The organism is Dyella soli, from assembly GCF_054482295.1.
The window spans coordinates 431,846-454,218 of record NZ_JBTFFU010000003.1; the positions used below are offsets into that span (position 1 = coordinate 431,846).

A 22,373-nucleotide genomic window follows, 5' to 3' on the forward strand; every position below is an offset into this window, starting at 1 on the left:
TCCTCCGATGCCAGCTTCTCCCGATGCGACCCACCGCGAGGCCGGCCTGACCGCCCCGGACCGGTAGGGTCGCCATCAACCCGTTCACCACTCGCTGCCACATCCCATCCACTCTCGACGACCATCGGTGTCGCTTGAACAAAACCATCGTGACGACCCGGCAGGAGCCGATCCCCCGAAAAGGAATTTTTCGCATCCTCGTATGCCGGCCGAATCACCGGCTGGGCAATACGATCCTGCTGACCCCGCTGATCACCGAACTGGAGCAGCGCTACAAGGGCGCCGAGATCGACATCATTTCGGAAGGGGACATCGCGGAGGAAGTGTTCGCGAGCTTCTTCAGCGTGAAGAACGTTTTCTGCCTGCCCAGGCGCGGCTTCAAGCATCCGGTCGCCTTCCTTGGACTGCTGCACCAGGTCCGTCGGACCTCGTACGACCTCATCGTGGACCCCTGCCTCGGATCGAATTTCAGCCGCACGCTGACGCGCTTCCTCAAGGGTCGCTACAAGCTCGGCTTCAGCGACGAGGCTTCCGGCTCGGGCCTGACGCACGCCGTGCCCACGTCCGTGGCGAGGAAGCACATGGCCAAGCGCCCGGTGAACCTCCTGCGCTGGTCGGCCACGGAGCACTGGACCGAACAGCGCGACTATCCGACGCTCGACATCCGGCTGACGGAGCCGGAGCACGCGCAGGGGCGTCATGTGATTGGCGAGCTGCTGTCCGAATCGCAGCAGACCGTCACGCCACCGGTGGTCGGCATCTTCGCCAATGCGACCGGCGCCAAGCGCTACCCGATGGAGTGGTGGAGCGAATTCATCGCCACCTTCAAGCAGCTGAGCCCGCAGGCGAGCATCATCGAGCTGATCCCGGCCCATGGCCATTCCATGCTGGGCGCGGAATGGCCTGGCTACTACTCGTCCGACATCCGCCGCATGGGTGCGGTGATGGCCGGCATGGACCTGTTGATCAGCGCCGATTGCGGCGTGATGCATCTGGCGGTGGCGTCCAAGGTGCCCACCGTCGGCATGTTCAGTGTCACCGACGCCTCGGTCTATGCGCCCTACGGGCTGGGCAGTTGTCCGCTGCTGACGCGCGGGATGTCGGCACAGGAAGCGGCCCGGCAAGTCGTTGCCGCGTTTCCGGGGCTGCTTGGCCAACCGGCGGCATTGGCTGCGGTGCGCTCGGGCACGCAAGGCGTTGCAACGGACGACCTGATCGGCGATCCCTTCGGCCTTGACCGGCGGGTGCTATCGCCATGACGCAAGGTGGCGAGACGCCCGACCTTCTCCCACCGACCACGGTTGACGCTTTCCCCGCCCAGGCGCCCGCTGCCGAACCGGCAGCCGATGGCCAGCGGAACGTATCGTCGTCTGCGCAGCTGGCGCCAACGCTGCGGCGCGAGCGGCTCGAACGCTGGCTGCTGCTGCTTGGCGCCTTGCTGTTGCTGGGGCTGGGCATCGGCCTGCGCGGACCTACGCCGTCGGATGAGCCGCGCTTTGCGCTCGTCGCGCACCAGATGGTCGCCTCCGGCAACTGGCTGATTCCGCATCGCGGGGCCGACTGGTACTCCGACAAGCCGCCCACCTTCATGGCCATGCAGGCGCTGTCCTATGTGCTCAGCGGTCATTGGTGGGTGGCGTTCCTGCTGCCCTCTCTGCTCTGTTCGCTGGGCACGCTCTGGCTGGTCTACGACCTGGCGCGGCGGCTGTGGGGACATCGCGTGGGCCTGTGGGCAGGGCTCGCCCTGTTGTGCACGGTGCAGTTCGTGTTCCAGGCCAGGCGTGGGCAGATCGACCCGACCGTCACCTTCTTCGTGACGCTGGCCAACTACGGCCTGCTGCGCCACTTCCTGCTGGGTCCGGACTGGCGTGCGTTCTGGCTGGGCTGCTTCGCGGCGGGCCTGGGCGTCATCACCAAAGGTATCGGCGTGCTGGCCTTCCTGCTGCTGCTGCCGTGGCTGCTGGCGCGCCGGCAGCAGTGGCGCCACCTGTCGGCGATCGAGTGGCGGGCGCTGCCCTGGCTGGGTGGCGTGGCGGCGTTCGTGGCCGCCATCGCGCTGTGGCTGGTGCCGTTGCTGTTCTACGTGCAGGCGCACGACAGCGTCACCGCGCGCAACTACCTCAACGACATCTTCTTCAACCAGACGGTGCACCGCTACGTGCATCCCTGGAACAGCTTCCAGCCGCCCTGGTTCTACCTCGAGGTGATCTTCACTTCGTGGCTCCCGCTCAGTCTCGCCTTGCCGGGCCTGCTGCCGGCCTGGCGCCGGTCGCTGCGCGAGCGCGATGCGCGCTTCCTGCTGCCACTGGCCTGGGCCGTGCTGGTGATCGTGTTCTTCAGCCTGACGCGGGCGAAGCGTGATGTGTACATCATGCCGGCACTGCCGCTGCTGGTGCTTGCCGCGGCGCCCTTCCTCGAAGGCATCATGCAGCGACGCTGGGCGCAGTGGACCGCGATCGGCTTCGTGCTGGTGCTCGGACTGGCGTCGCTCGGCATCGGTGCCAATGCGTTGCTGCTGCATTCGGCCTCCGCGGCACGCTTTGCCGCCGCCCGCCAGCTCGGCGACCAGGCGCCCCGGCTGTGGTGGATGTTCGTGGCGATGGGGGCCTGGCTGGTGCTGAGCGTGCTGGTGTTCCGCCGTCGCCGGGCCGCTGCCGCCCTGCTCGCCGGGCTGAGCGGCGTGTGGCTGGTGTGGGGCCTTGCGGCCGCACCGCTGCTGGCCAGGGCCAGCTCGCCCGCGCCGCTGGTTGCACGGGTCGAGCAGGCCATCGGTCCGGACGCGCAGCTGGCGCTGGTGGCGTGGAAGGAAGAGCTGCCGCTCGCGTTCGAGCGCAAGGTAACCGACTTCGGTTTCATGACCCCGTGGCACAGCCAGTTGTCCGAATCGATCCGATGGCAACAGCAGGGTCCGGCCGATCGCTGGGTGCTGATTCTTGCCGACGTCATGGCGCCGTGCATCGACCGCGCGGCGACCCTGGACATGGGCGTGACGAGCGGGCGGGACTGGCGGTTGTACCGACTCGATGCCGTCGCACCCGCGTGCCGTGACGGCAACGTGCCGGTCGGCGCGGTCGAAGACTGGGGCGGCATCGACAGCCGCCGCTGATCCTGCAAGGGCAAGCCGCATCGACGGCAAGCTTCATCTCCACCGATCCGGATGACTGCGTGACTTTCTTCGATACATCCCATCCTTCGGCCGCGTTGGCGCCGCGCAGCTTGTTCGCCTTCGGGGCGCGCTGGTCGTGGCTGCTGTTCTGGGTGGCTGCCGCGCTGGTGGCCATTTTCCAGCACGGGCCGATGCCCATGTATTCCACCCGCACCTTGTCGGTGGCGTGGGAAATGTGGCTGCGGCACAGCTTCCTGGTGCCTTATCTCAACGGGCAGCCCTACAGCGACAAGCCGCCGCTGTTGCTGTGGCTGATTCACCTGGGCTGGGCCGTCGGCGGCGTGGGTGACGTCTGGCCGCGCCTGCTCGAAGTAAGCCTGGGCGCCATCCAGCTGCTGCTGGCTTCGCGCCTGGCACGCCGGCTGTTCCCCGAACGCCCGCTGGTCGGCGACATCGCGCCATGGATCCTGCTGGCCTTTACCTACGGCTTCATGTTCGGCCTGCAGGTGATGTACGAGGTGCTGCTGGCCGATTGCGTGCTGGCCGCGCTGTTGTGCCTGGTGCCGATGCCGCACCGCGATGCGCCGCGGTTTGCGTGGTTTGCCCTCGCCGTCAGCCTCGGGCTGCTCGCCAAGGGCCCGGTGATGTTGCTGCACGTGGTGTTCCCTTGGCTGCTCGGTCCGCTGTGGCAGCCATGGGCCCGGCGTGAACCCCGTCGCTGGTATGCGCAGGGAAGCGTGGCCATCCTCGTTGCCTGCGCCGTATTGCTGGGCTGGGCCTTGCTGGCCGCGTGGTCGGGCGGCGAGGTGTATCGACAGAAACTGCTGGTCCACCAGACCGCCGGACGCGTGGTCGATGCCTTCGCCCATGCCCAGCCGTTCTGGTGGTACCTGCCGCTGTTGCCGGTACTGGTGTTTCCCTTTGCGCTGTGGCCGCGGCTGTGGCTTGCGCTGTTGTCGTTGCGGCGCCCGTTCGAGATGGGATGGCGATTCCTGTTCACCTGGATCGGACCGGTGCTGCTGGGGTTCTCGCTGGTCAGCGGCAAGCAGGCGTATTACCTGCTGCCTGAGTACGCCGGCCTCGCCCTGCTGATGGCGGCGGCACTGGCGCGCCTGCAGCAGAGATCACCCACGAGTGGGCGATGGCTCGGGCCCTGGCCGATGGCGCTGGTGATCGCTGCCGGCGGCGTGGGCTTGATCGGCCTTGGCAGGCTGGTCGATCGCGGCGTCGTGAGTGATCCGCAGTTCGCCACGCTGGTGCCTTACAGCGTGCCGTTCGGCGTGCTGTTCGTGCTGCTTGCGGGCGTGCTGCTGCTGTTCCGGCGCGGCGAACTGCACCGCATCGCCGTGGTGGCCCTGATCGCCACGGTGGCCGCCAACGGCTTGTTCACCATGACGCTCTGGCCCGCGTACGACTTCGCCCCCGTCGCGGCCCTGCTGGCCAAGGCCGAGGCCAGGGGCCAGCCGGTCGTCAACCTCGAATCCAACGACGGGCAATACACCTTCCTCGGCCGCCTGACCAAACCCGTCATCCAGTTGCATGGATACGACGCGCTGAAGGCGTGGGCCATCGCCCACCCGGACGGCCTGATCATCACCTACCCTCGGCAACTGACCGCCGCCGATCGCCAGCAGGCGGTGTACACGCAACCGTTCCGCGGCATCTGGCTGGCGATCTGGCCAGCACCGGCGTATGCGCAAGCCCAGCAAAAGGAGCTGCAGTAAGCGGGAGCGTGGCGCGTATGCCACGCTGCGCCGACTACTTCGTGAACTTTTCGACGGTGTATTGCACGGCCTGCTCGAAGGACAGGGCGATGCGATCGATGTGCGAGTCCAGCGGCGGGAGTTCCTGGGTCTCCAGCAGGTTCGGCAGATACACCGCGACGACCATCGCATGGGCATAGCGCTCGCGCTTGCTTACTTCCGCGGCGAGCGCATCGCTGGACGCCACGCCGTCGGCGCCGGAGGCGTTGACGACATGGATCATCGCAATGGCGTCGGGCGTCGCTTCCGGATGGCTTTCGCCTTCGAAGGCCTCGATGTCCTTGAGGGAGACGTGCCGGGCATCCACGCGAAGGTCGCGCAGGATGCGCACGAGGATCTCCGTGGCGATGTCGTCAAGGTAGCCGCCGCTGGCCATGCACAGCACGACCGATCCGGACGCCACGGCAAGCGGCCCCTGCCAGCGTCCGGCGATATCCTCGCGCTGTTGCCGCAGGTAATGCGCGACGTCATCGTCGAGGACCGAAGAGCGGCGGCGCCACCGCGACTGCGCGGGCGCGGTCTTGCCGAGCGACTCGATCACCCTGACCACGGCCGTCCTGGCCTTGAGCAGTTGCTCCGGGCCAATCGCCTTCTGCACAAGGTCCAGCTGCGCGAGCTGCAGCCCCGGCAACAGGACGACATCGCAGTACCTGGCCAGTGATCCTTGCCGCAGGAAGGCGCGCGCGGCCGTGATGATTTCGTCGGCATCGCCGGAAAGCGCGCGCTGATAGAAGCGCTGAGGCAAGGTCAGTGCCGGCGTGTCGCCCAGCAGGATCCCCAGCAGGGTGAAGGCGCGGACATGCCTGCCCATCACCACCAGGCACAGCGTCAGGGGAGTGGACAGGACCAGTCCCATGGGCCCCCACAGCCAGCTCCAGAAGATCGCCGCGACCACCACGGCGAGCGGCGACAAGCCGGTCGCATGGCCATACAGCTGGGGCTCGAGCAGCTGGCTCACCAGCATTTCAACGACGACGAACAGGCCCAGCGTCATGAACAGCAGTGACCACCCCGGCGTCACGGCGGCAGCGAGCGAGGCGGCAAGCAACGCCGCCAGCCACACGCCGACGTAAGGCACGAAGCGCAACACGGCGGTCAGCGCGCCCCACAGCAGGGCATTGGGAAGCCCGATCGCGGCCAGTCCCAGCCAGATGGCCAGGCCCACGCCGAAGTTCACCGCAAACTGCGAGACGAAGAAGCGCGACAGGCGCTCGGCGGCGTCGTTGATCGCCGAGGTGGTGGCGCGCAGATCGGTGCCGCCGATGGCGCGGATGAAGCGGTCGCGCAGGGATTCGTACTCGAGCAGGACAAACACCAGCACCACCAGCACGATGCCCGTCGTCGCCAACGGGTTCCACAGCGAGGACAGGGCACCCTTGATCGCGTTCCACGGGCTGGCCAGGACGGAAACATCGATGCCGTTGCCGTAGGGCGGTGCGGCCGGCGCCACCGGCGCATTCCCCGCATGGCTCTTGCCACCCAGTCCGTTGATGACATCGCCGGCCTCGCCCTGCATCGCCTCGAGGCGGGCGATGGTCAGGTCATGCAGCAGCTGGAGTTTGGCGTGGACGGTCTTTTCGTACTGGGGAAGGCTTTGTGCAAAGTGCACGATCTGCGAACCGATGACTGTCATCAGTCCGGCGACGACCATCGCCAGCAGCAACACGGCGATGAATACGGCGTATGAGTGACCCAGCCTCAGCTTCTGCAGCAGGCGCACGAACGGCGCCATCAGCAAGGCCAGGATCAGGGCCAGGATGACGGGCACCAGCACGTCCTTGCCGAAATACAGCAAGGCAAGCACCACGCCCGTGGCGATGATGATCATGGATCGCTGGCTGGCGGTGGCGACGGGTTGCGGGTCGGGCGCGAAGGGCATGATGGATGGTCGGCAGGAGTGGCTGTCCCGCAGGGCCTGGTCGCGCCTGCGGCGTGTTCACTTGCCAATCATAGGCCCCCGGAGCGGTGGAACCGGATGGCTTGCGGCCTGCCGTCGCCGATTTGCCTGACCCTGCCTGCTTCGACCAGGCCTGGTGCATCGGCAACGATCAGGCGAGCAGGCAGTTAGTCGGTCACTGCCGCAGTCGGCGGGGGTCAGCGTCTCCCGCTGCCTTGTCACCGTGGGCGATTAGCGCCCGTAGCGGAACATGGTCGGCAGCGCGGACCGGCCGACCGCCTAGCCTCGCCCGGGCCGACGCACGGCCCTGACCTTGCCGCTGGTTCCACCGCCACAGAAGAACTGATCGCCACCGTCGGACTCCAGTCCGGACACGCCGATGCCGGCAGGCATCTCCAGTTTCTCCAGCACGGCGCCGCTCTGCGGATCGATATGCCGCAACTCGCTGGCGTCATTCTCCCAGGTGGCGTGCCACAGCTCGCCGTCGACCCAGGTGACCCCGGTGACGAAGCGGTTCGAATCGATCGAGCGGAGAATCGCTCCCGTCTGCGGATCGATCTGGTGAATCTTGCGCTCGCGATACTCACCGACCCATAGCGCGCCCTCGGCCCATGCGAGCCCCGAATCGCCACCGCCACCGGGCGCCGGGATGGTGGCGAGCACCTCACCGGTGCCAGGGTCGATTTTCTGGATGCGGTCTTCGGCGATCTGAAACAAGTGCTGTCCGTCGAAGGCCGTGCCCGCGTGCGCGGGAACCTCGATCGAGCGCAGCGTCTCGCCCGTTGCCGGGTCAAACGAGTTCAGCGTGTCGCCGGTGGCGTACCAGACCTGCCTGCCGTCGTAAGTGACGCCATTGACACGGTCGACGCCCGGGAAGGGTCCATATTCGCGCACGATGTTGGCAGTTGATTTCTTCATGCGTCCATCCTAGTCACCCGGTAGCGGAGAGGGGAGTAACAAGGCCGTCGTGAATCCCGGCACGGGCGGTGTCAGCCAGCGTCGTGCCCGCCCGTGACCGAACGACTGTACCTTGCCGGCCGCCGCCAGCGCGTCGAGTGCGCGTTGCACGCTGCGCTGGCTGCTGCCGAGCGCCAGCGCCAGGGCCGAGCTCGACCACGACTCGCCATCGGCGAGCAAGGCGAGCACCGCCGCATGTCGCTCGTCGACGGGCCAGGCCAGCACAACCACCTCGCGCGCGCGGTGCGGCACCAGGGTGAATCCACGCGCGGTGGCGCGCACGTCGGCCAGCTCGGCAAGCAGAGCGCGTAGCCGCCCGATCTCGACGCGCAGGCGCGCCCGGTGCGATTCGTCGGCATGTTTTGCCCGGAAGGCCCGCGCGACGAGGGTGTCCCTCGACACGTCGGCGGGCCATGCCTCGCCCAGCATGCTGGCCAGCGCGAACAAGACTGGCCGCCGCGCGAGCGGAATCACCGTGCTCTTCTCGCGCACGGCGTTGCGGCACGCGTCCACGACCAGCGCCTTCGACGCCAATACCGCTTCAACCTCCCCCAGCAGGAGCAGCCGCTGCTTGCCGCCGGCTTTCAGGCAGGCCGAGGGCGTGTCCAGCACGAGGGATGCGCTTTGCACTTCCGACAGCAAGGCAGCAATGCCCGCCTCGCGTGCGGCGCGCTCGGCCCGGGCGAGCGCCGCGCGTGCCGCACGCGTCTGCAGGCGGCGCAGCGCGATGCCGGCGACCAGCAGTTCGCGCGCCGCGCGTGCCGCCGGCGGGAGTTGCGCGCTATCGCGCTGGGGCAGTTTGCGCTCGGCTTCGTCGAGGTGCCCGATCAGCAGCAGGCGCCGGACCTCGAGATGGCGCGCGTGCGCGGCGTTCACCCGGTCGCCGTGCGCCTCGAGCGTCGCCCGTGCCGCCTCGAGCGTCTTTGGCGGCCAGCCCAGGTCGCGCGCGGCGAGCGCGATTTCGGCCTCGGCCACCACACAACGCGCGCGGGCCACGGCCTCCTTCGAGCCGAAGGCACGCGCTGCCTTGCGCATGAGTGCCCGGGCCCGGGCGAGGTCGCCGAGCTGGGCCATCGCGATGCCGCGCAGCGCGAGCGCAGGCGCGTCGTCGCGCAGGGCCACCCGGTTGAGTGCGCCGAAAGGATCGCCGGCAGCGAGTGCGCGCGCCGCGGCCGTGATCAGCGAGTCCATGGGAATCCCGCCAAACTTGTCACTCCCACCGTATGGACGTCCGGATCCAGTCTATCCCACGACCACCCACCCCCGCGTCGCAGCGGCAAGGCTGCGACCGACGACAGGAGACAAGGCAATGACGACTCACATCACCGGGACTCGTGAAGAATGGCTGGCCGCGCGCATCGATCTGCTGCGCGCCGAGAAGGAGCATACCCGCCGCGGCGACGAGATGGCGCGACAGCGGCAGCAGTTGCCGTGGGTCCGCATCGACAAGGACTATCGCTTCGACACCGACGAAGGCAGCGCCTCGCTGGCGGACCTGTTCAGGGGACGCTCGCAGCTGCTGGTCTATCACTTCATGTTCGGGCCCGACTACCAGGCCGGTTGTCCGTCCTGCTCCGCGGTCGCCGACGGCTTCGATGGCTCCGTGGTGCACCTGGCCAACCACGACGTCACGCTGGCGGCAGTGTCGCGCGCGCCGCTGGCGAAGCTGCAGGCGTACAAGCAGCGCATGGGCTGGACGTTTCCGTGGGCGTCGTCGCTCGGCAGCGACTTCAACTACGACTTCAATATTTCGTTCACCGAACAGCAGCAGCGCGAGGACGCGGTCGACTACAACTACCAGCACGGCGGCCACGCCATGGACCTGGTGCCGGCGCCGGAGCCCGTCGTGCAGTTTGCCGCCAGCTGCGGAACCGATGCGCCCACTTACGCACGCGACCGGCCGGGCATCAGCGCCTTCGTGCTGGAGGATGGCGTGGTCCATCACACCTATTCCAGCTATGCGCGCGGCGTGGACGGCATCTGGAGCATGTACCAGTGGCTCGACCGCGCACCCAGGGGCCGCAACGAGACGGGCATCTGGTGGCGTCGCCACGACGAGTACGGCCGCGGCTGAGCGTTGTCGCTGCTGCCCCGCCACCACCGCAGGTCCAGAGAGGTTTCCGCCCATGGCTGCCGAGCGAATGGCCCGCCACGCGTTCTTCGGTGCATCTGCGCTGCTTTTTGCCGCCAGCAGCGCGGCGACGATCGCCTGGTGCACGTCCATGTCGGCCATGGGGGGCATGCCGATGCCCGGCGGCTGGACCCTGTCGATGGCATGGATGCGGATGTGCGGGCAGACCTGGGCCGGCGCCGCAACCGACTTCGTCGGCATGTGGGCGGTGATGACGGCGGCGATGATGCTGCCGTCGCTGCTGCCCATGCTGTGGCGTTATCGCCAGGCGATCGGCCGCACGGGTGAGGCGCGCCGGGGCCTGCTGACCTCGCTGGCGGGCGCGGGATATTTCCTCGTATGGCTCGCCTGCGGCGCAGCCGCCTTTCCGGTGGGCGCCGCACTGGCAGCGATCGAGCTGCGGCACGTGGCGCTGGCGCGCGCCGTTCCCGTGGCGACGGGGCTGGCGGTGCTGATCGCCGGCGCGGTCCAGTGCACGTCCTGGAAGGCCCGTCACCTGGCCTGCTGCCGCGAGGTGCCGGGGCGCGACCATGTGTTGCCGGCAGATGCGCGCACCGCGTGGCGTCATGGCCTGCGCCTCGGTCTCCACTGCAGCTACTGCTGCGCCGGCCTGACTGCGATCCTGCTGGTCATGGGCGTGATGGACCTGCGCGTCATGGCGGTGGTGGCCGCAGCGATCACCGCCGAACGCTTCGCCCCGGCGGGCGCACGCGTGGCGCGATGCATCGGGGGCGTCGCGATCGGGGCAGGGCTGCTGCTGATCGCCCATGCCGCCGGGCCCGGATAAGGCTTGCAACGGGCATGCCGGAGCCACGCCAGGGAAGGCGGCGCGGCACCAGGGCCGTTGCGCCGGTCGTCGTGGCTATTACATGCTGTCGCCATGACAAACCGGGGGGTTGTGATGAGGATGTTGCGTACTTGCTGCGTGGGACTGGGCCTGCTGCTCGCCGGCCATGCGCGGGCTGACGGCTGCCATCTGAGCGACTACGGCACCTTGCCCGTGGAGATGGTCGGCGCCCGTGCCACGACGATGGTGAAGATCAACGGCAACGACACGCGCTTCATTCTCGACACGGGCGCTTTCTTCAACTTCATGTCGACGGCCAACGCGGCGGCGCTGGGCCTCAAGCTGGAACAGGCACCGATGGGCTATCACATGGGCGGCATCGGGGGCGAGCAGAGCATCCAGCAGGCGCACGTCAAGGAGTTCGGCATACTCGATACGACGCTCAAGAACGTCGACTTCGTCGTCGGCGGTACCGATGCGGGCGAGGGCCTGCTTGGCGCCAACCTGCTCGATTTCGCCGACCTGGAGATCGACCTTGCGCACGGCAAGCTGACCCTGTTCAAGGCGGAACACTGCGACAAGTCGTCACTGGCGTATTGGGTGAAGGATGGCAACTACAACGTCGCCGATATCGAGCCGCCCGAAGAGAGCTTCGACCGACGCACTTTCTTCGACGTCATGATCAACGGCAAAAAGGTGCGGGCGGTACTCGATTCGGGCGCGTCCGCCACCGTGCTGAGTCGTCGTGCCGCCGAGCGGGCCGGCATCGACGTCAACGGGCCGCGCGCGCATGCCAGCAACAACACCATCGGCATCGGCGCCAAGCCAGTGAAGACCTGGACGGTGGAAGTCGATACGTTTTCGGTCGGCTCGGAGACAATCCAGCACAGCCAGATGCTGGTGCTTGACGGCAACATGGGCGACCGGACCGACATGCTGCTCGGCGTGGACTTCCTGCTTGCCCACCACATGTTCATCGCCAACAGCAAGAAGAAGGCCTATTTCACCTATAACGGCGGGCGTGTGTTCTCGTTCGCCACCGCGCCAGGCGACGGCGAGCATGCCGCTGGCGGCGCTACGGCGGGTGAGAACGGCGAGGCCCACAAGACCGCAGGCGAGTACGCGCTGGCCGGCCAGGCGCATTTGTCGCGCGGCGAATCCAGGGCTGCCGTGGCCGACCTCGACCAGGCCATCCGCCTGGAGCCCAACCAGGCCGCGTACTACGCTGCCCGCGCGAGGGCGCATGAGGAGGACGGCCAGGCCGATGCCGCGCTCGCCGACCTGGACAAGTCGCTGGAGCTCGATCCGAAGAACGTCGACGCCTTGCTGATGCGCGCCGAACTGCGCCTGGCGCACAAGGACAGGGCAGGTGCCGCATCCGACGCGGGCGCGGCAGGCGCGGTGGCGCCGGCGGGGTCGACGCGGGCGCATTCGATCGCCAGGCTATACATCCGGCTCGACCAGCCCGCGGCAGCCTTGCCCATGCTCGACGACTGGATTCGCCTGCACAAGGACGACGCCCTGCTGGGTTCTGCGCTCAACGAGCGCTGCTGGGCACGCAGCCTGAGCAACCAGTTGCTGGACGACGCCCTGAAGGATTGCCGCAAGGCGATCAGGCGCGACGGCAACAGCGCGGACTACCTCGACAGTCTGGGCCTGGTCGAACTGCGACTGGGCCATTATCCCGAGTCGATCAAGGCCTACGAGCAGGCCCTCGCGCAAAACCCGCAGTCGGCGTGGTCGCGCTATGGGCTTGGCCTGGCGAAGATCCGCGGTGGCCAGGTGGATGCGGGCAAGGCCGATCTGGTTGCCGCGCGCACGCTCGATCCGCAAATCGAAACACGCGCCACCAAGTATGGCCTCACCGCCGCGGGGCCCTAGGGCGGACGCCACTCGCCGCCGACCCAGCGGCGGCTGAAGCGGATGGGATGCAGGGCGTAGACTCCGCCTGGATAAACAGGGTTCACACCAGGGCACCCCATGAACGATCAGTCCACCCATGCACCCCATGCCGTCTCCATTCGCGGCGTCAGCAAGACCTACAAGGGCGGCTTCCAGGCGCTGAAGGCGGTCGACCTCGACATCCGGCGTGGCGAGATCTTTGCCTTGCTGGGTCCGAACGGCGCCGGCAAGACTACCCTGATCAGCATCGTCTGCGGCATCGTCCGGCCGAGCAGTGGCGTGGTCATGGCCGATGGCCACGACGTGTTGCGCGACTATCGCGCGACGCGCTCGAAGATCGGGCTGGTGCCGCAGGAACTGTCGACCGACGCCTTCGAGACTGTCTGGGCCGCGGTGCGATTCAGTCGGGGACTGTTTGGGCGGCCACGCAACGACGCGCACATCGAAAAAGTGCTGCGCGATCTTTCGCTGTGGGAAAAGAAAGACGCCAAGATCATGACCCTGTCCGGTGGCATGAAGCGCCGCGTGCTCATCGCCAAGGCGCTTGCGCATGAGCCGAGCATCCTGTTCCTGGACGAGCCCACGGCCGGCGTCGACGTCGAACTGCGCCATGACATGTGGCGCATGGTGCGCGGACTGCGCGAGAGCGGCGTCACCGTGATCCTTACGACCCATTACATCGACGAGGCCGAGGAAATGGCCGACCGCGTCGGCGTCATCACGCGTGGCGAGCTGATCCTCGTCGAGGAGAAGGACGTGCTGATGCGCAAACTGGGCAAGAAGCAGCTTTCCATCAGCTTGCAGGCACCCATGCACGCGCTGCCGCAAGGGCTGGATGGCTACGCGCTCGACCTCGCCGACGACGGCGCCACGCTGATCTATACCTTTGACGCCCAGAGCGAGGACACCGGCATCGCCGCGCTGTTGCGCTCGCTGGGCGAGCGTGGCGTCGACTTCAAGGATCTGCACACGCTGGAAAGCTCGCTCGAAGACATCTTCGTCAGCCTGGTGCGGGAGGCAGCATGAATATTCCGGCCATACGCGCCATCTACCGTTTCGAGATGGCCCGCACGTTCCGTACGCTGACGCAGAGCATCGTCTCGCCCGTGCTGTCGACGTCGCTGTACTTCATCGTGTTCGGCACTGCCATCGGCTCCCGCATGGGCGACATCGGCGGCACCAGCTACGGCGCCTTCATCATTCCCGGCCTGATCATGCTGTCGCTGCTCGGCGAGAGCATTTCCAACGCCTCCTTCGGCATCTATCTGCCCAAGTGGTCGGGAACGATTTACGAGCTGCTCTCCGCCCCGGTGTCCCCCTTCGAGGCCGTGCTCGGCTACGTGGGCGCGGCGGCGACCAAGTCGGTGATGCTTGGCTTGCTGATCCTGCTCACGGCGCGCTTCTTCGTGCCCTACAGCATCATCCATCCGGTCTGGATGATCGTCTTCCTGCTGCTGACGGCGGTCACCTTCAGCCTGTTCGGATTCATCATTGGCCTGTGGGCGGACGATTTCCAGAAGCTGCAGGTGATCCCGCTGATGGTGGTCACGCCGCTGACCTTCCTGGGCGGTGCCTTCTACTCGATAGGCATGCTGCCGCCGTTCTGGCAGAAGGTCGCCTTGTTCAACCCGGTGGTCTACCTCATCAGCGGTTTCCGCTGGAGCTTCTACGGCCATGCCGACGTCAACGTGGTGCTGAGCGCCGCCATGACCACCGCCTTCCTGGCTCTGTGCGCCGTCGCTGTCGCTTGGATTTTCCGTACCGGCTACAAGCTGCGCGCGTAGTGGCCGGTGACGCCGGGCGCGGCTAAGCCTCCTCCGGCGGCGGCTGCAGGGTCACCGCCAGTTCCTCCAGCGCGGCGATCTCCTCGTTCAGGGCGTCGTGCAGTTCGCTCTGGCGCGACATCAGCGCCTCGATCGGGCCAGTGTGCCTGAGCTTGCTCAGCTCGCCGTCGAACAGCAGCCATTGTGCGGTCAGCGTTTCGACGTTGTTCTTCGCGTAGTGGCGGATTTCCTTGAGCTGCGCAAGGACGTCGTTGACGTGTTCGAACGGAGTCTTCGTACCCGCGGACATGGCGGCACCTCGGTTCTCGACTGTTTTCAGGATAGCCGTCCAAAGCTGGCTGCTGCCGAAACGGACCGCATGCATGGATGCGTGCTGTATTGGCGACGTCGAGACGCTTGTGTGTGCGGCGTGAAGAAGTGCGCGACCTGCCGCCGGAGGTCGCGCCGCGACGCCGCTGCTATGCTGTTCGGCGCTGCTGCATCGGTGGAGTGGCGCATGCCCCGATGCAGTCGTGCAGCCCGGGAGGAGCCCATGTCACCAGCGGAGCATCGCTCACCACTCATGGCCGGACTTGGCCTGCGCGCGCACAAGGGCGGCGCCGTGGTGGTCGGCGTGGCCGTGGCGGAAGGCGAGCCTCGCGTCGTGCTCTCCACCGAGCTTGCGACCTGCAGCGACGGCGACCGGCTTTCGTTTGAGCCCTACCGCGTCGCGGCCGACATGCCCCGCGGCCCGGACGGCAAGGCCACGGTCGAAGCGGCGGCATCGGTTGCGGAAGGGCGCAGGCGCCAGGATCAGCTGGCGACGGACGGCATGCAGGGCATCGTCGCTCAACTGGAGGCGGCGGCGTGCAAGCCTTCCGTTGCGGCCTTGCTGCTCAATCGCGCCGGCTGGATCACCGATCTGCTCGACTACAGTCTCGCCTGGCGGGAACACGTGCCCGTTGCAGAAGGCCTGGCCGTGCGCGACGCGCTTCGCTTTGCATCACGCCAATGTGCGATCGAACTCGCCGAGCTGGACGAGAAGTCGCTGGTCGAACTTGCGAGCGCGACGCTGGCCATGCCGTCGACGGCGATTGCCGCGAAACTGAAACGGCTGGGCGCGCCGATGGGGAGGCCCTGGCGCAAGGAACAGAAGCTGGCCTGCCTGGCCGCCTGGGTGGCACTGGCGAGGCCGTGCTGAGGTCACGTGCGGCCCGAACCCATCGTCAGCGCCGGCCTGAAAGGCGCCGCGCACAACCCGGATGAGACGACTCCGCAAGCCTGGTGGTACCGAACCACCAGGCTTGCCGTGCCGTGTCGCTTAGAACGAGTACACCATGTTCGCGCCGACGCCCCAGTCCGGGCTGCCATCGGTGAAGCCCTTGGTGACATAGGCCTGGGCCTTCCACGCGCTGGCGAACTTGTAGGAGTAGTAACCCGTGAGTTCGTTGCGGGCGAAGCTGGTGCTCGAGGCCTTCTCGCGATAGTCGTAGTACGCGCCGAAGCTGCTGTGGGTGTCGAGCTTGTAGCTTGCACCGACGTTGGCACCGAACACGTCGTTCAGGCGGATGTACTGCGAGCTGCCGAGCCAGGTGTAGTTCACGCCGCCGAACACGGTCCAGGCGCCGTAGCCCTTGTACATGTCCACGGCGAAGCTGTAGTCGTTCTTGCCCGTACCCAGGCCCTTGTCCGCATCAGCAGTGCCGAACTTCACCTTGCCCGTCAGGTCGATGCCGAAATTGGCGGACTTGTTGCTGTATGCCTCGTAGGTGGCGGCGGCGGTGATGTCGCCCAGGCCCGAAGCCGAACCGGAGGTGGCGGCGGTGGTGGTCGGCGGCGGCGCGGCCGAGTTGCCCTTGCCTTTGCCGCGGCCCTTCGGGTTGTTGTTCTTCACCGGGCCGATGCCCGGGATCACATTGTCCGCACCGGATACGTGGATGTACGGCACGTCCAGCTTGAACGACCAGTCGCCGACGTCGTAACCCAGGGTGACGGGCACCTGGGTGATGTCGGTCGTCGTCGAGGTACCGTATTTACCGCTGGTGTAGTCGATGCCCGCACCCAGCTTGATGGTGGAGTTGTCATCGGCGTGGGCGGTTTGGGCCATCACGCCGAGCACGCCCAGGGCGCAAACGGTGCAGGTGTTCTTCAGATTCATGGAATTTTTCCTGGGGCAATAGCAAAGCGGGAGGCCTCTGTGGGCCTCCTCGCGTCTGGTGGTTCAAGGAGAATCAGCGGCCGACGTGTTCGGGCTTGTCGGGGCGCTCAGGCTTCTCGGGTTTCTCGGGCTTGTCGAGATGGTCCGGCTTGTCCGGGCGATCGACCTTGTCCGGATGGTCGACCTTGGCCACCTTGTCGGCCTTCTCTGCCTTCTCGGCCTTCTCGCCCTTCTCAGCCTTCTCGCCGTGAGCGATATCGGCGCTGTCAGGCAGGGGGCCGTGCGCCTTGGCAGCGCTCTCGATGGCACCCAGCTTGAAGCCGAGCGTCTTGGAAATATTGCCCCAACCCTGGCCTTGGGCACGCAAGGCAAGCACGCCGGGCAGCTGCACCGGACCCTTCGCGCCCACGACCGCGCCGCCATTCAAGGCCGCCTCGATCTGCGCCGCCGTCGGCTGGGTGATGCCGGCCTGGGTCAGCTCGGCCTGCGCGAGCGACAGCGCGATATTGACGTTGCCGTAGCCGAGTTTGCCGGTGCTGGGCGTAAAGGTGGTCTGCACGGCAGGACTGGTCGCCGTAGCCGGCGTGACCAGCACGACGGCGCTGCCGTTGCGAAGTCCATCGACCAGGGCCTGCGCATTCCCGGTGGAACCGGCGAACGTGGTGTACGAGCCTGCCAGCTTGACGCTTTCATGGCCGCCTGCCGATGGCGCATCGTCTGCCAGCGCGATCGAGCAGCCCAGGCACAGACTGATGGCAACGCTCAGCGCGGAAAGCACGTGTCGATGTTTTTTCATGGTGGGCCCTTGGGTGGTGGATGAATCAGGTTCCTGCGAGGTGCCCAAGGGGTCCCAGATGAACTCCGCATCTGCCGTGTAGTGATGCGCCGCAATGCAACGCCTGGCACGGCCTCGGCGTGGATACTGGTCGACATGCAGTCGCAAGAAAAGAGCAGCAGGCCGCAGGTTCAGCAAGCTGAAGTGCCGTCTTCAGCGGTCAGTTAGCTAGCCGCGCATTTTGTGCTTGAAGTCGCACAATGCCGGCCATTTTCCTTCGCCAGGCTGACCTTTCGCGCCGCTGGCTGAATGCGCGTGAGGGATTCCGTTCATCCATTTCACGCGGATTCGGGTAGCACGCACGGATTCATGCGATGGTTACCGGGCGACAGCCCCGGCGACCTGGCTTGCGCCCAGCGCGGCCATGTCGCGTGAACCGTTGTCGACCTCGTCCATCGTCAACCAGGGAGAACCCATGAAACGCCTGCTCACATTCGCGATCTCGGCCGTATTGTTTGCCGGAAGCGGCCTGGACCTGGCCTATGCACAGGAAGGGCATGGGCACGGCCATGGCGACGGCAACGACAAGCATTGGGATGACGGCGACCACGACCACGACCATGGCCACAACCCCAAGGACGAAGGGCGCCACGACAACGGCAAGCACAAGGGCTGGTACAAGAAAGGCGAGCGCCTGCCGGACAGCTATTACTCGCGCGAGTACTACATCACCGATTACGAGCGGTACCACTTGCGCCGCCCGGAGCCCGGCTATCGCTGGGTGCGCGGCGATGGCGGCCAGTTCTACCTCACGCTCGTCTCCAGCGGCGTCATCATCGATATTGCCGCCGGGTTTTGATGCCCGCGGCTGAAAAGCGGCAGGCGCCACCATCGGCATGGGTGGTGGCGTCATCGGCCAGGCCAGCAGCGGCGGAAGTAATCATGGCCCGCCAGGCCTGTCGCGCCATGCAGGCGTTGCCTGCGCGATGGCGTACAACGGTGCGGACACAGTCGCCATGAGTTCGAGCACGGTCACTCCGATCCTGGTATCCACCTTGACCTGTCCGGACTGCGGGCACCGGGCGACGGAATCGATGCCCGTCAACGCTTGCGTGTTCTTCTACGACTGCACGGAATGCGGCGCCCTTTTGCGTCCGCGGCCCGGCGACTGTTGCGTGTTCTGTTCGTATGGAACGGTGCCATGTCCACCTGTTCAACAGCAGGCGTCGTGCTGCCAAGGACATTGAGGAGTCGCTAGTTCCGTTCGTGCAACGCAGCAAGCACTCGCAGCCGTACTCGGGGTAGAGTCCGCCCCTCGCGCGTGACGGGTCGTGCCTGACAGGGCTGGTGTGACAGTCCGCGCGCTCACGGGGTTGGAGAAGAGGCTGTTCCGCCGAGGGCGGCTTTTTTTTCCTGCAGCATTGGATCGATCCAAGCAACGGAAGGGCAGGCAATGAGCGAGACAACGGGCAAGCGTGGTGGTCTGACCGCAGCGTGGGGCGCCAGCCATCGCCGCGACGTGCGCGCTCGCCGGCTGCTGGCCCTGGTGCTTGCTTCCGGCGCCTGTGTGCTGGCGATCGCCGGCCACGATGTCGAGCGCGACCTGCAGGCGGTGGGCAGCTCGTTCGAAACCGGCGATGTGCTGCCGGCCACCCATGGTTCGAACGCGTGGCAAGTGAACCTGGTGCCCGGCCCCGGCAAGGAGGAAACCTTCACCGCCAGGCCGGGTGTCGGCTTTTCCGGCACCCACGCGCTGCGCTATGACGCGGCAGCGGTGCGCACCGAGGGTGCGCGCCGGCTGCTGCTGCTCAGGCTCAAGCGCGGCCTGACCGCGCAGACCCACCTGCGTTACATGCTGCATCCCGTCCGGCCGGGCGAGGATGCCAGCGGCCCGGCGCAGTACGTCGCGCTCGACCTGGTGTTTGCCGACGGCACGCGCCTGTCGTCGCTGCCGGCGACGGATCAGCATCGCGTGACCGCCAATGCCCGCGAGCAGGGCCGCGGGCACGTGCTGTACGACAACCAGTGGAACCTGGTCGACATCGACGTGGGCGCGGTCGCGCCGGGTCGCACCGTGCAGGCCATCGAACTGGTCGAGGACGCGCCCGCCGGCAGCCCGGCCTTCCACGGTTATATCGATGACGTGGCCCTTGCCGAGCAGCCGCCGGCCGATGCCGGGTTGCCACCGCACCGCTACGTCGACACGCGGCGTGGCAGCAACGCCAACGGACACTTCTCACGCGGCAATACGTTTCCTGCAGTGGCGCTGCCGCACGGTTTCAACTTCTGGACGCCGACCACCAACGCCGGCTCCGACTGGATCTACCAGTACCAGGAGCGCAATGACGCGAACAACCACCCGCGCCTCGAAGCGCTTTCGCTCAGCCACGAACCCAGCCCGTGGATGGGCGATCGCCAGACCTTCCAGGTGATGCCCGCGGCGGCAACCTCGGGCGCACCGCCGCTGGATCGTGCCGCGCGCGCCTTGAGCTTCACGCATGCCAACGAGATCGCGCGCGCGGATCTTTACCAGGTGCGCTTGGACAATGGCATCGTTGCTGCCGTCACGCCGACCAGTCATGCGGCGATGTTCCGCTTCACCTTCCCCGGCGACCGCTCGCAGCTGGTGCTGGACAATCGTGACGATCGCGGCGGCATCACGCTGGACGCGGACAGCATCAGCGGTTACTCCGATGTGGCGAGCCGCCTGTCCACCGGGGCCACGCGGCTGTTCTTCTACGCGACCTTCGACCGGCCGATCGCCGAGAGCGGGCGGCTGACGGGGCAGGGCCGCGACCACGTGGCCGCCTGGGTCGGCTTCGACACGCACGCCACGCACACGGTGACGATGCGCATCGGTACGTCGCTGATCAGCACGGAGCAGGCCAGGCGCAACCTTGAACAGGAGATCGCACCGGCCGACACCTTTGACGCCGTGCAGGCCCGCGCCGCGGCAGGCTGGAATGCCTTGCTCGGGCGCGTCGAACTGCCCGGTGCGCCCGCGACGGACAAGGTGCTGCTCTACTCCAATCTCTATCGCCTGTTCCTGTATCCGAACGAAGCCTACGAAAACGTCGGCACGACCGCGCAACCGGACTATCGCTACGCCAGTCCCTTCTCGCCGGCGACCGGCGCCAGCACGCCGACGCGCACCGGTGCCCGCGTGCTCGCCGGCAAGCCGTACGTGAACAACGGCCTGTGGGATACCTACCGCACCGCGTGGCCCGCCTATGCGCTGCTCACGCCCACGCTGGCGGGCGAGATGATCGATGGCTTCGTGCAGCAGTACCGCGACGGCGGCTGGATCGCACGCTGGTCGTCGCCGGGCTACGCCGACCTGATGGTGGGGACCAGCGCCGATGTGGCCTTCGCCGATGCGTGGGCCAAGGGCGTGCACAACTTCGACGTGCGTTCGTTCTATCAGGCGGCGCTGCGCGACGCGAGCGTGGTCAGCCCGATCCCCGGCGCGGGGCGCAAGGGGCTGGAGCGTTCCAGCTTCCTTGGCTATGTCGACAACAGCGTCGAGGAAGGCCTGTCGTGGTCGATGGCCGGCTATCTCAACGACTTCGGCCTCGCCGAGCTGGCGCAGCGCCTGGCCGCCACGCCTGCAGCCGATGATCCCCATGCGGCGCGCTATGCCGACGACGCGCGCTATTTCCACAGCCGCGCGCTGAACTACACGAAGCTGTTCGACCCGGCCGAGGGCTTCTTCGTCGGCCGCAAGCCGGATGGCTCATGGGCTGCCGACCCTGCGCACTTCAATCCCACCACCTGGGGCGGCGACTACACCGAGACCAATGCCTGGAACATGGCCTTCGAAGGCGTGCAGGACGTGCCGGGGCTGCGCAAGCTCTATGGCGGCGGTGACGGGTTGGCGCGCAAGCTGGATGCCTTCTTCGCTGCCGGCACGTCATTCGGCGTGGGCAGCTATGGCGAGGTCATCCACGAAATGCTCGAGGCGCGCGACGTGCGCATGGGGCAGTACGGCCACAGCAACCAGCCGTCGCACCACATCCTGTACATGTACGACGTGGCCGGCGAACCGTGGAAGACGCAGGACAAGCTGCGCGACGTGCTGAACCGGTTGTACGTCGGCAGTGAGATCGGGCAGGGCTACCCCGGCGACGAGGACAACGGCGAGATGTCCGGCTGGTGGTGGTTCAGCGCCGCCGGTTTCTATCCGCTGCAGATGGGCACGCCCACCTACGCGATCGGCGCACCATATTTCCCGCGCATGCTGATCCATCTGGAGAACGGCAAGACCATCGACATACGGGCGCCGGGCGTCAGTGACCGGCATCGCTACATCCAGGGCCTGACCCTCAACGGCAAGGCCTATGACCGCAGCTGGCTGAACCATGCGGACCTCGCCGACGGCGCCACGCTCGAATTCCGCATGGGCGACCAGCCGTCGCGCTGGGGCAGCGAGGCGACCGATGCGCAACCGCCGTCGACGGCGAGCGTCGATGCGAAGGGCGGGCCGATGGTCGATCTCGGCGAACTTGCGGGGGCCAGCGTCACGGTGCCGGGCGATGCTGCCGCGGCGCATGCGCTCAGCGACAACACATCGATGACGGAGGCCGTGCTGCATGGCACCTCGCCAACGGTGCAACTGCATGTCGATGGGGTGAGGAGGCTGCTGATGTACACGCTGACGTCGTCGGCTGAAAGCGGCAGCGATCCGCGTGACTGGACGCTGGAGGGTTCGAACGATGGCATGCACTGGGTCACGCTGGACCGGCGCCGCGGCGAGACCTTCCCCTGGCGACGCCAGACGCGGGCCTTCAGCGTGGCGACACCAGGCGATTACAGCTACTACCGCTGGCGCGTCGACCAGCAGGTAACGGCGCGCGGTGTCGCCGTGTCCGAGATGGAGTGGCTCGGCTACCCACCCACGCCTTGAGCGGGGCCATGCACGAAGGAACCCGGGCGCGCTGCAGGGGATCCTGCGTGCCGGCCTGTGGCAGCGCGCGACAGTTCGGGTGCATCATCCCGTGACAGGGCGCGGTCGTCCGAGGATCGTGCCCATGCGTACCACTCTGCCGGGATGTTGCTGATCCGTATGCCAACGCCTGATCGTCTACCGGAGCCTCGCGGCGTCTTGTCGCGAGCACCCGCGCATCGCCCCGGGCGG

General features: G+C 67.0%; 18 protein-coding genes. 12 read left to right on the top strand and 6 right to left on the bottom strand.

The genetic code is table 11. The features are described 5' to 3' along the window. Window positions 1-134 precede the first annotated feature (134 nt). The 3 genes from ACXU4B_RS16235 to ACXU4B_RS16245 are packed head-to-tail and all read left to right on the top strand — an operon-like array spanning window position 135 to window position 4,830. Window positions 135-1,259, top strand: a complete 1,125-nt coding sequence (locus ACXU4B_RS16235; RefSeq protein WP_131410616.1) for a glycosyltransferase family 9 protein — start codon at window positions 135-137, stop codon at window positions 1,257-1,259. After that, window positions 1,256-3,106 carry an ArnT family glycosyltransferase gene (locus tag ACXU4B_RS16240; protein WP_131410614.1) on the top strand — a complete coding sequence of 617 codons (1,851 nt, stop codon included), beginning with the start codon at window positions 1,256-1,258 and terminating at the stop codon, window positions 3,104-3,106. The genes ACXU4B_RS16235 and ACXU4B_RS16240 overlap by 4 nt, the downstream gene beginning before the upstream one ends. A 59-nt stretch (window positions 3,107-3,165) precedes the next feature. Beyond that, window positions 3,166-4,830, top strand: a complete 1,665-nt coding sequence (locus tag ACXU4B_RS16245; RefSeq protein ID WP_240734101.1) for an ArnT family glycosyltransferase — start codon at window positions 3,166-3,168, stop codon at window positions 4,828-4,830. 34 nt (window positions 4,831-4,864) lie between these two features. Here ACXU4B_RS16245 and ACXU4B_RS16250 read toward each other — a convergent pair whose 3' ends face one another. The 3 genes from ACXU4B_RS16250 to ACXU4B_RS16260 all read right to left on the bottom strand — a co-directional run bounded on the left by ACXU4B_RS16250 (window position 4,865) and on the right by ACXU4B_RS16260 (window position 8,914). Continuing rightward, window positions 4,865-6,748, bottom strand: a complete 1,884-nt coding sequence (locus ACXU4B_RS16250) for an AI-2E family transporter (protein WP_131410612.1) — start codon at window positions 6,746-6,748, stop codon at window positions 4,865-4,867. Between the two features lie 297 nt (window positions 6,749-7,045). Next, window positions 7,046-7,684, bottom strand: a complete 639-nt coding sequence (locus ACXU4B_RS16255) for a Vgb family protein (RefSeq protein ID WP_131410610.1) — start codon at window positions 7,682-7,684, stop codon at window positions 7,046-7,048. 9 nt (window positions 7,685-7,693) lie between these two features. Continuing rightward, entirely contained in the window at window positions 7,694-8,914 is a 1,221-nt protein-coding gene (locus tag ACXU4B_RS16260; protein WP_131410608.1) for a helix-turn-helix domain-containing protein, read from the bottom strand. A 118-nt stretch (window positions 8,915-9,032) separates the two neighbouring features. Between ACXU4B_RS16260 and ACXU4B_RS16265 the strand changes: the two genes are divergently transcribed. From ACXU4B_RS16265 to ACXU4B_RS16285, 5 genes are all read left to right on the top strand, one after another. After that, window positions 9,033-9,797 (top strand): DUF899 domain-containing protein, encoded by a 765-nt coding sequence (locus ACXU4B_RS16265; RefSeq protein WP_131410606.1) that lies wholly within the window; start codon window positions 9,033-9,035, stop codon window positions 9,795-9,797. Window positions 9,798-9,849: 52 nt separating this feature from the next. Continuing rightward, window positions 9,850-10,641, top strand: coding sequence for a DUF2182 domain-containing protein (locus tag ACXU4B_RS16270; protein ID WP_131410604.1), 792 nt, complete (start codon window positions 9,850-9,852; stop codon window positions 10,639-10,641). A 120-nt stretch (window positions 10,642-10,761) separates the two neighbouring features. Continuing rightward, a complete protein-coding gene (locus ACXU4B_RS16275; RefSeq protein ID WP_458910904.1) occupies window positions 10,762-12,522 on the top strand; it encodes an aspartyl protease family protein in 1,761 nt (586 codons plus the stop codon). A 99-nt stretch (window positions 12,523-12,621) separates the two neighbouring features. Then, a complete protein-coding gene (locus ACXU4B_RS16280) occupies window positions 12,622-13,569 on the top strand; it encodes an ABC transporter ATP-binding protein (RefSeq protein ID WP_131410602.1) in 948 nt (315 codons plus the stop codon). Next, complete coding sequence (locus ACXU4B_RS16285) at window positions 13,566-14,327, top strand: ABC transporter permease (RefSeq protein WP_131410600.1); 762 nt, start codon at window positions 13,566-13,568, stop codon at window positions 14,325-14,327. The genes ACXU4B_RS16280 and ACXU4B_RS16285 overlap by 4 nt, the downstream gene beginning before the upstream one ends. Window positions 14,328-14,349: 22 nt before the next feature. Here the strand turns inward: ACXU4B_RS16285 and ACXU4B_RS16290 are convergent, their stop codons facing one another. Further along, on the bottom strand, window positions 14,350-14,616 hold the full coding sequence (locus tag ACXU4B_RS16290; RefSeq protein ID WP_131410598.1) for a hypothetical protein: 267 nt from the start codon (window positions 14,614-14,616) through the stop codon (window positions 14,350-14,352). Window positions 14,617-14,787: 171 nt separating this feature from the next. Here ACXU4B_RS16290 and ACXU4B_RS16295 point away from each other — a divergent pair, with 171 nt between their 5' ends. Then, complete coding sequence (locus ACXU4B_RS16295) at window positions 14,788-15,507, top strand: hypothetical protein (RefSeq protein WP_458910905.1); 720 nt, start codon at window positions 14,788-14,790, stop codon at window positions 15,505-15,507. A 120-nt stretch (window positions 15,508-15,627) separates the two neighbouring features. Here ACXU4B_RS16295 and ACXU4B_RS16300 read toward each other — a convergent pair whose 3' ends face one another. Together ACXU4B_RS16300 and ACXU4B_RS16305 are read right to left on the bottom strand one after the other, a co-directional pair. After that, window positions 15,628-16,464: a transporter gene (locus ACXU4B_RS16300; RefSeq protein ID WP_131410594.1), complete on the bottom strand. Its 837-nt coding sequence runs from the start codon at window positions 16,462-16,464 to the stop codon at window positions 15,628-15,630. A gap of 73 nt (window positions 16,465-16,537) precedes the next feature. Beyond that, window positions 16,538-17,260: a hypothetical protein gene (locus tag ACXU4B_RS16305; protein WP_131410592.1), complete on the bottom strand. Its 723-nt coding sequence runs from the start codon at window positions 17,258-17,260 to the stop codon at window positions 16,538-16,540. Between the two features lie 454 nt (window positions 17,261-17,714). Here ACXU4B_RS16305 and ACXU4B_RS16310 point away from each other — a divergent pair, with 454 nt between their 5' ends. The 3 genes from ACXU4B_RS16310 to ACXU4B_RS16320 all read left to right on the top strand — a co-directional run bounded on the left by ACXU4B_RS16310 (window position 17,715) and on the right by ACXU4B_RS16320 (window position 22,142). Then, a complete protein-coding gene (locus ACXU4B_RS16310) occupies window positions 17,715-18,098 on the top strand; it encodes an RcnB family protein (RefSeq protein ID WP_165583199.1) in 384 nt (127 codons plus the stop codon). A gap of 157 nt (window positions 18,099-18,255) precedes the next feature. Then, window positions 18,256-18,486, top strand: coding sequence for a GDCCVxC domain-containing (seleno)protein (locus tag ACXU4B_RS16315; RefSeq protein WP_131410588.1), 231 nt, complete (start codon window positions 18,256-18,258; stop codon window positions 18,484-18,486). A 206-nt stretch (window positions 18,487-18,692) separates the two neighbouring features. Then, window positions 18,693-22,142 (top strand): GH92 family glycosyl hydrolase, encoded by a 3,450-nt coding sequence (locus ACXU4B_RS16320; RefSeq protein WP_165583198.1) that lies wholly within the window; start codon window positions 18,693-18,695, stop codon window positions 22,140-22,142. Window positions 22,143-22,373 lie beyond the last annotated feature (231 nt).

Bases quoted from the DNA above. Each gene is read 5' to 3' on its own strand.
- ACXU4B_RS16240 (WP_131410614.1), top strand. From the start codon at position 1,256: ATGACGCAAGGTGGCGAGACGCCCGACCTTCTCCCACCGACCACGGTT.
- ACXU4B_RS16250 (WP_131410612.1), bottom strand. From the start codon at position 6,748: ATGCCCTTCGCGCCCGACCCGCAACCCGTCGCCACCGCCAGCCAGCGA.
- ACXU4B_RS16255 (WP_131410610.1), bottom strand. From the start codon at position 7,684: ATGAAGAAATCAACTGCCAACATCGTGCGCGAATATGGACCCTTCCCG.
- ACXU4B_RS16260 (WP_131410608.1), bottom strand. From the start codon at position 8,914: ATGGACTCGCTGATCACGGCCGCGGCGCGCGCACTCGCTGCCGGCGAT.
- ACXU4B_RS16265 (WP_131410606.1), top strand. From the start codon at position 9,033: ATGACGACTCACATCACCGGGACTCGTGAAGAATGGCTGGCCGCGCGC.
- ACXU4B_RS16270 (WP_131410604.1), top strand. From the start codon at position 9,850: ATGGCTGCCGAGCGAATGGCCCGCCACGCGTTCTTCGGTGCATCTGCG.
- ACXU4B_RS16275 (WP_458910904.1), top strand. From the start codon at position 10,762: ATGTTGCGTACTTGCTGCGTGGGACTGGGCCTGCTGCTCGCCGGCCAT.
- ACXU4B_RS16280 (WP_131410602.1), top strand. From the start codon at position 12,622: ATGAACGATCAGTCCACCCATGCACCCCATGCCGTCTCCATTCGCGGC.
- ACXU4B_RS16285 (WP_131410600.1), top strand. From the start codon at position 13,566: ATGAATATTCCGGCCATACGCGCCATCTACCGTTTCGAGATGGCCCGC.
- ACXU4B_RS16290 (WP_131410598.1), bottom strand. From the start codon at position 14,616: ATGTCCGCGGGTACGAAGACTCCGTTCGAACACGTCAACGACGTCCTT.
- ACXU4B_RS16295 (WP_458910905.1), top strand. From the start codon at position 14,788: ATGCTGTTCGGCGCTGCTGCATCGGTGGAGTGGCGCATGCCCCGATGC.
- ACXU4B_RS16300 (WP_131410594.1), bottom strand. From the start codon at position 16,464: ATGAATCTGAAGAACACCTGCACCGTTTGCGCCCTGGGCGTGCTCGGC.
- ACXU4B_RS16305 (WP_131410592.1), bottom strand. From the start codon at position 17,260: ATGAAAAAACATCGACACGTGCTTTCCGCGCTGAGCGTTGCCATCAGT.
- ACXU4B_RS16310 (WP_165583199.1), top strand. From the start codon at position 17,715: ATGAAACGCCTGCTCACATTCGCGATCTCGGCCGTATTGTTTGCCGGA.
- ACXU4B_RS16315 (WP_131410588.1), top strand. From the start codon at position 18,256: ATGAGTTCGAGCACGGTCACTCCGATCCTGGTATCCACCTTGACCTGT.
- ACXU4B_RS16320 (WP_165583198.1), top strand. From the start codon at position 18,693: ATGAGCGAGACAACGGGCAAGCGTGGTGGTCTGACCGCAGCGTGGGGC.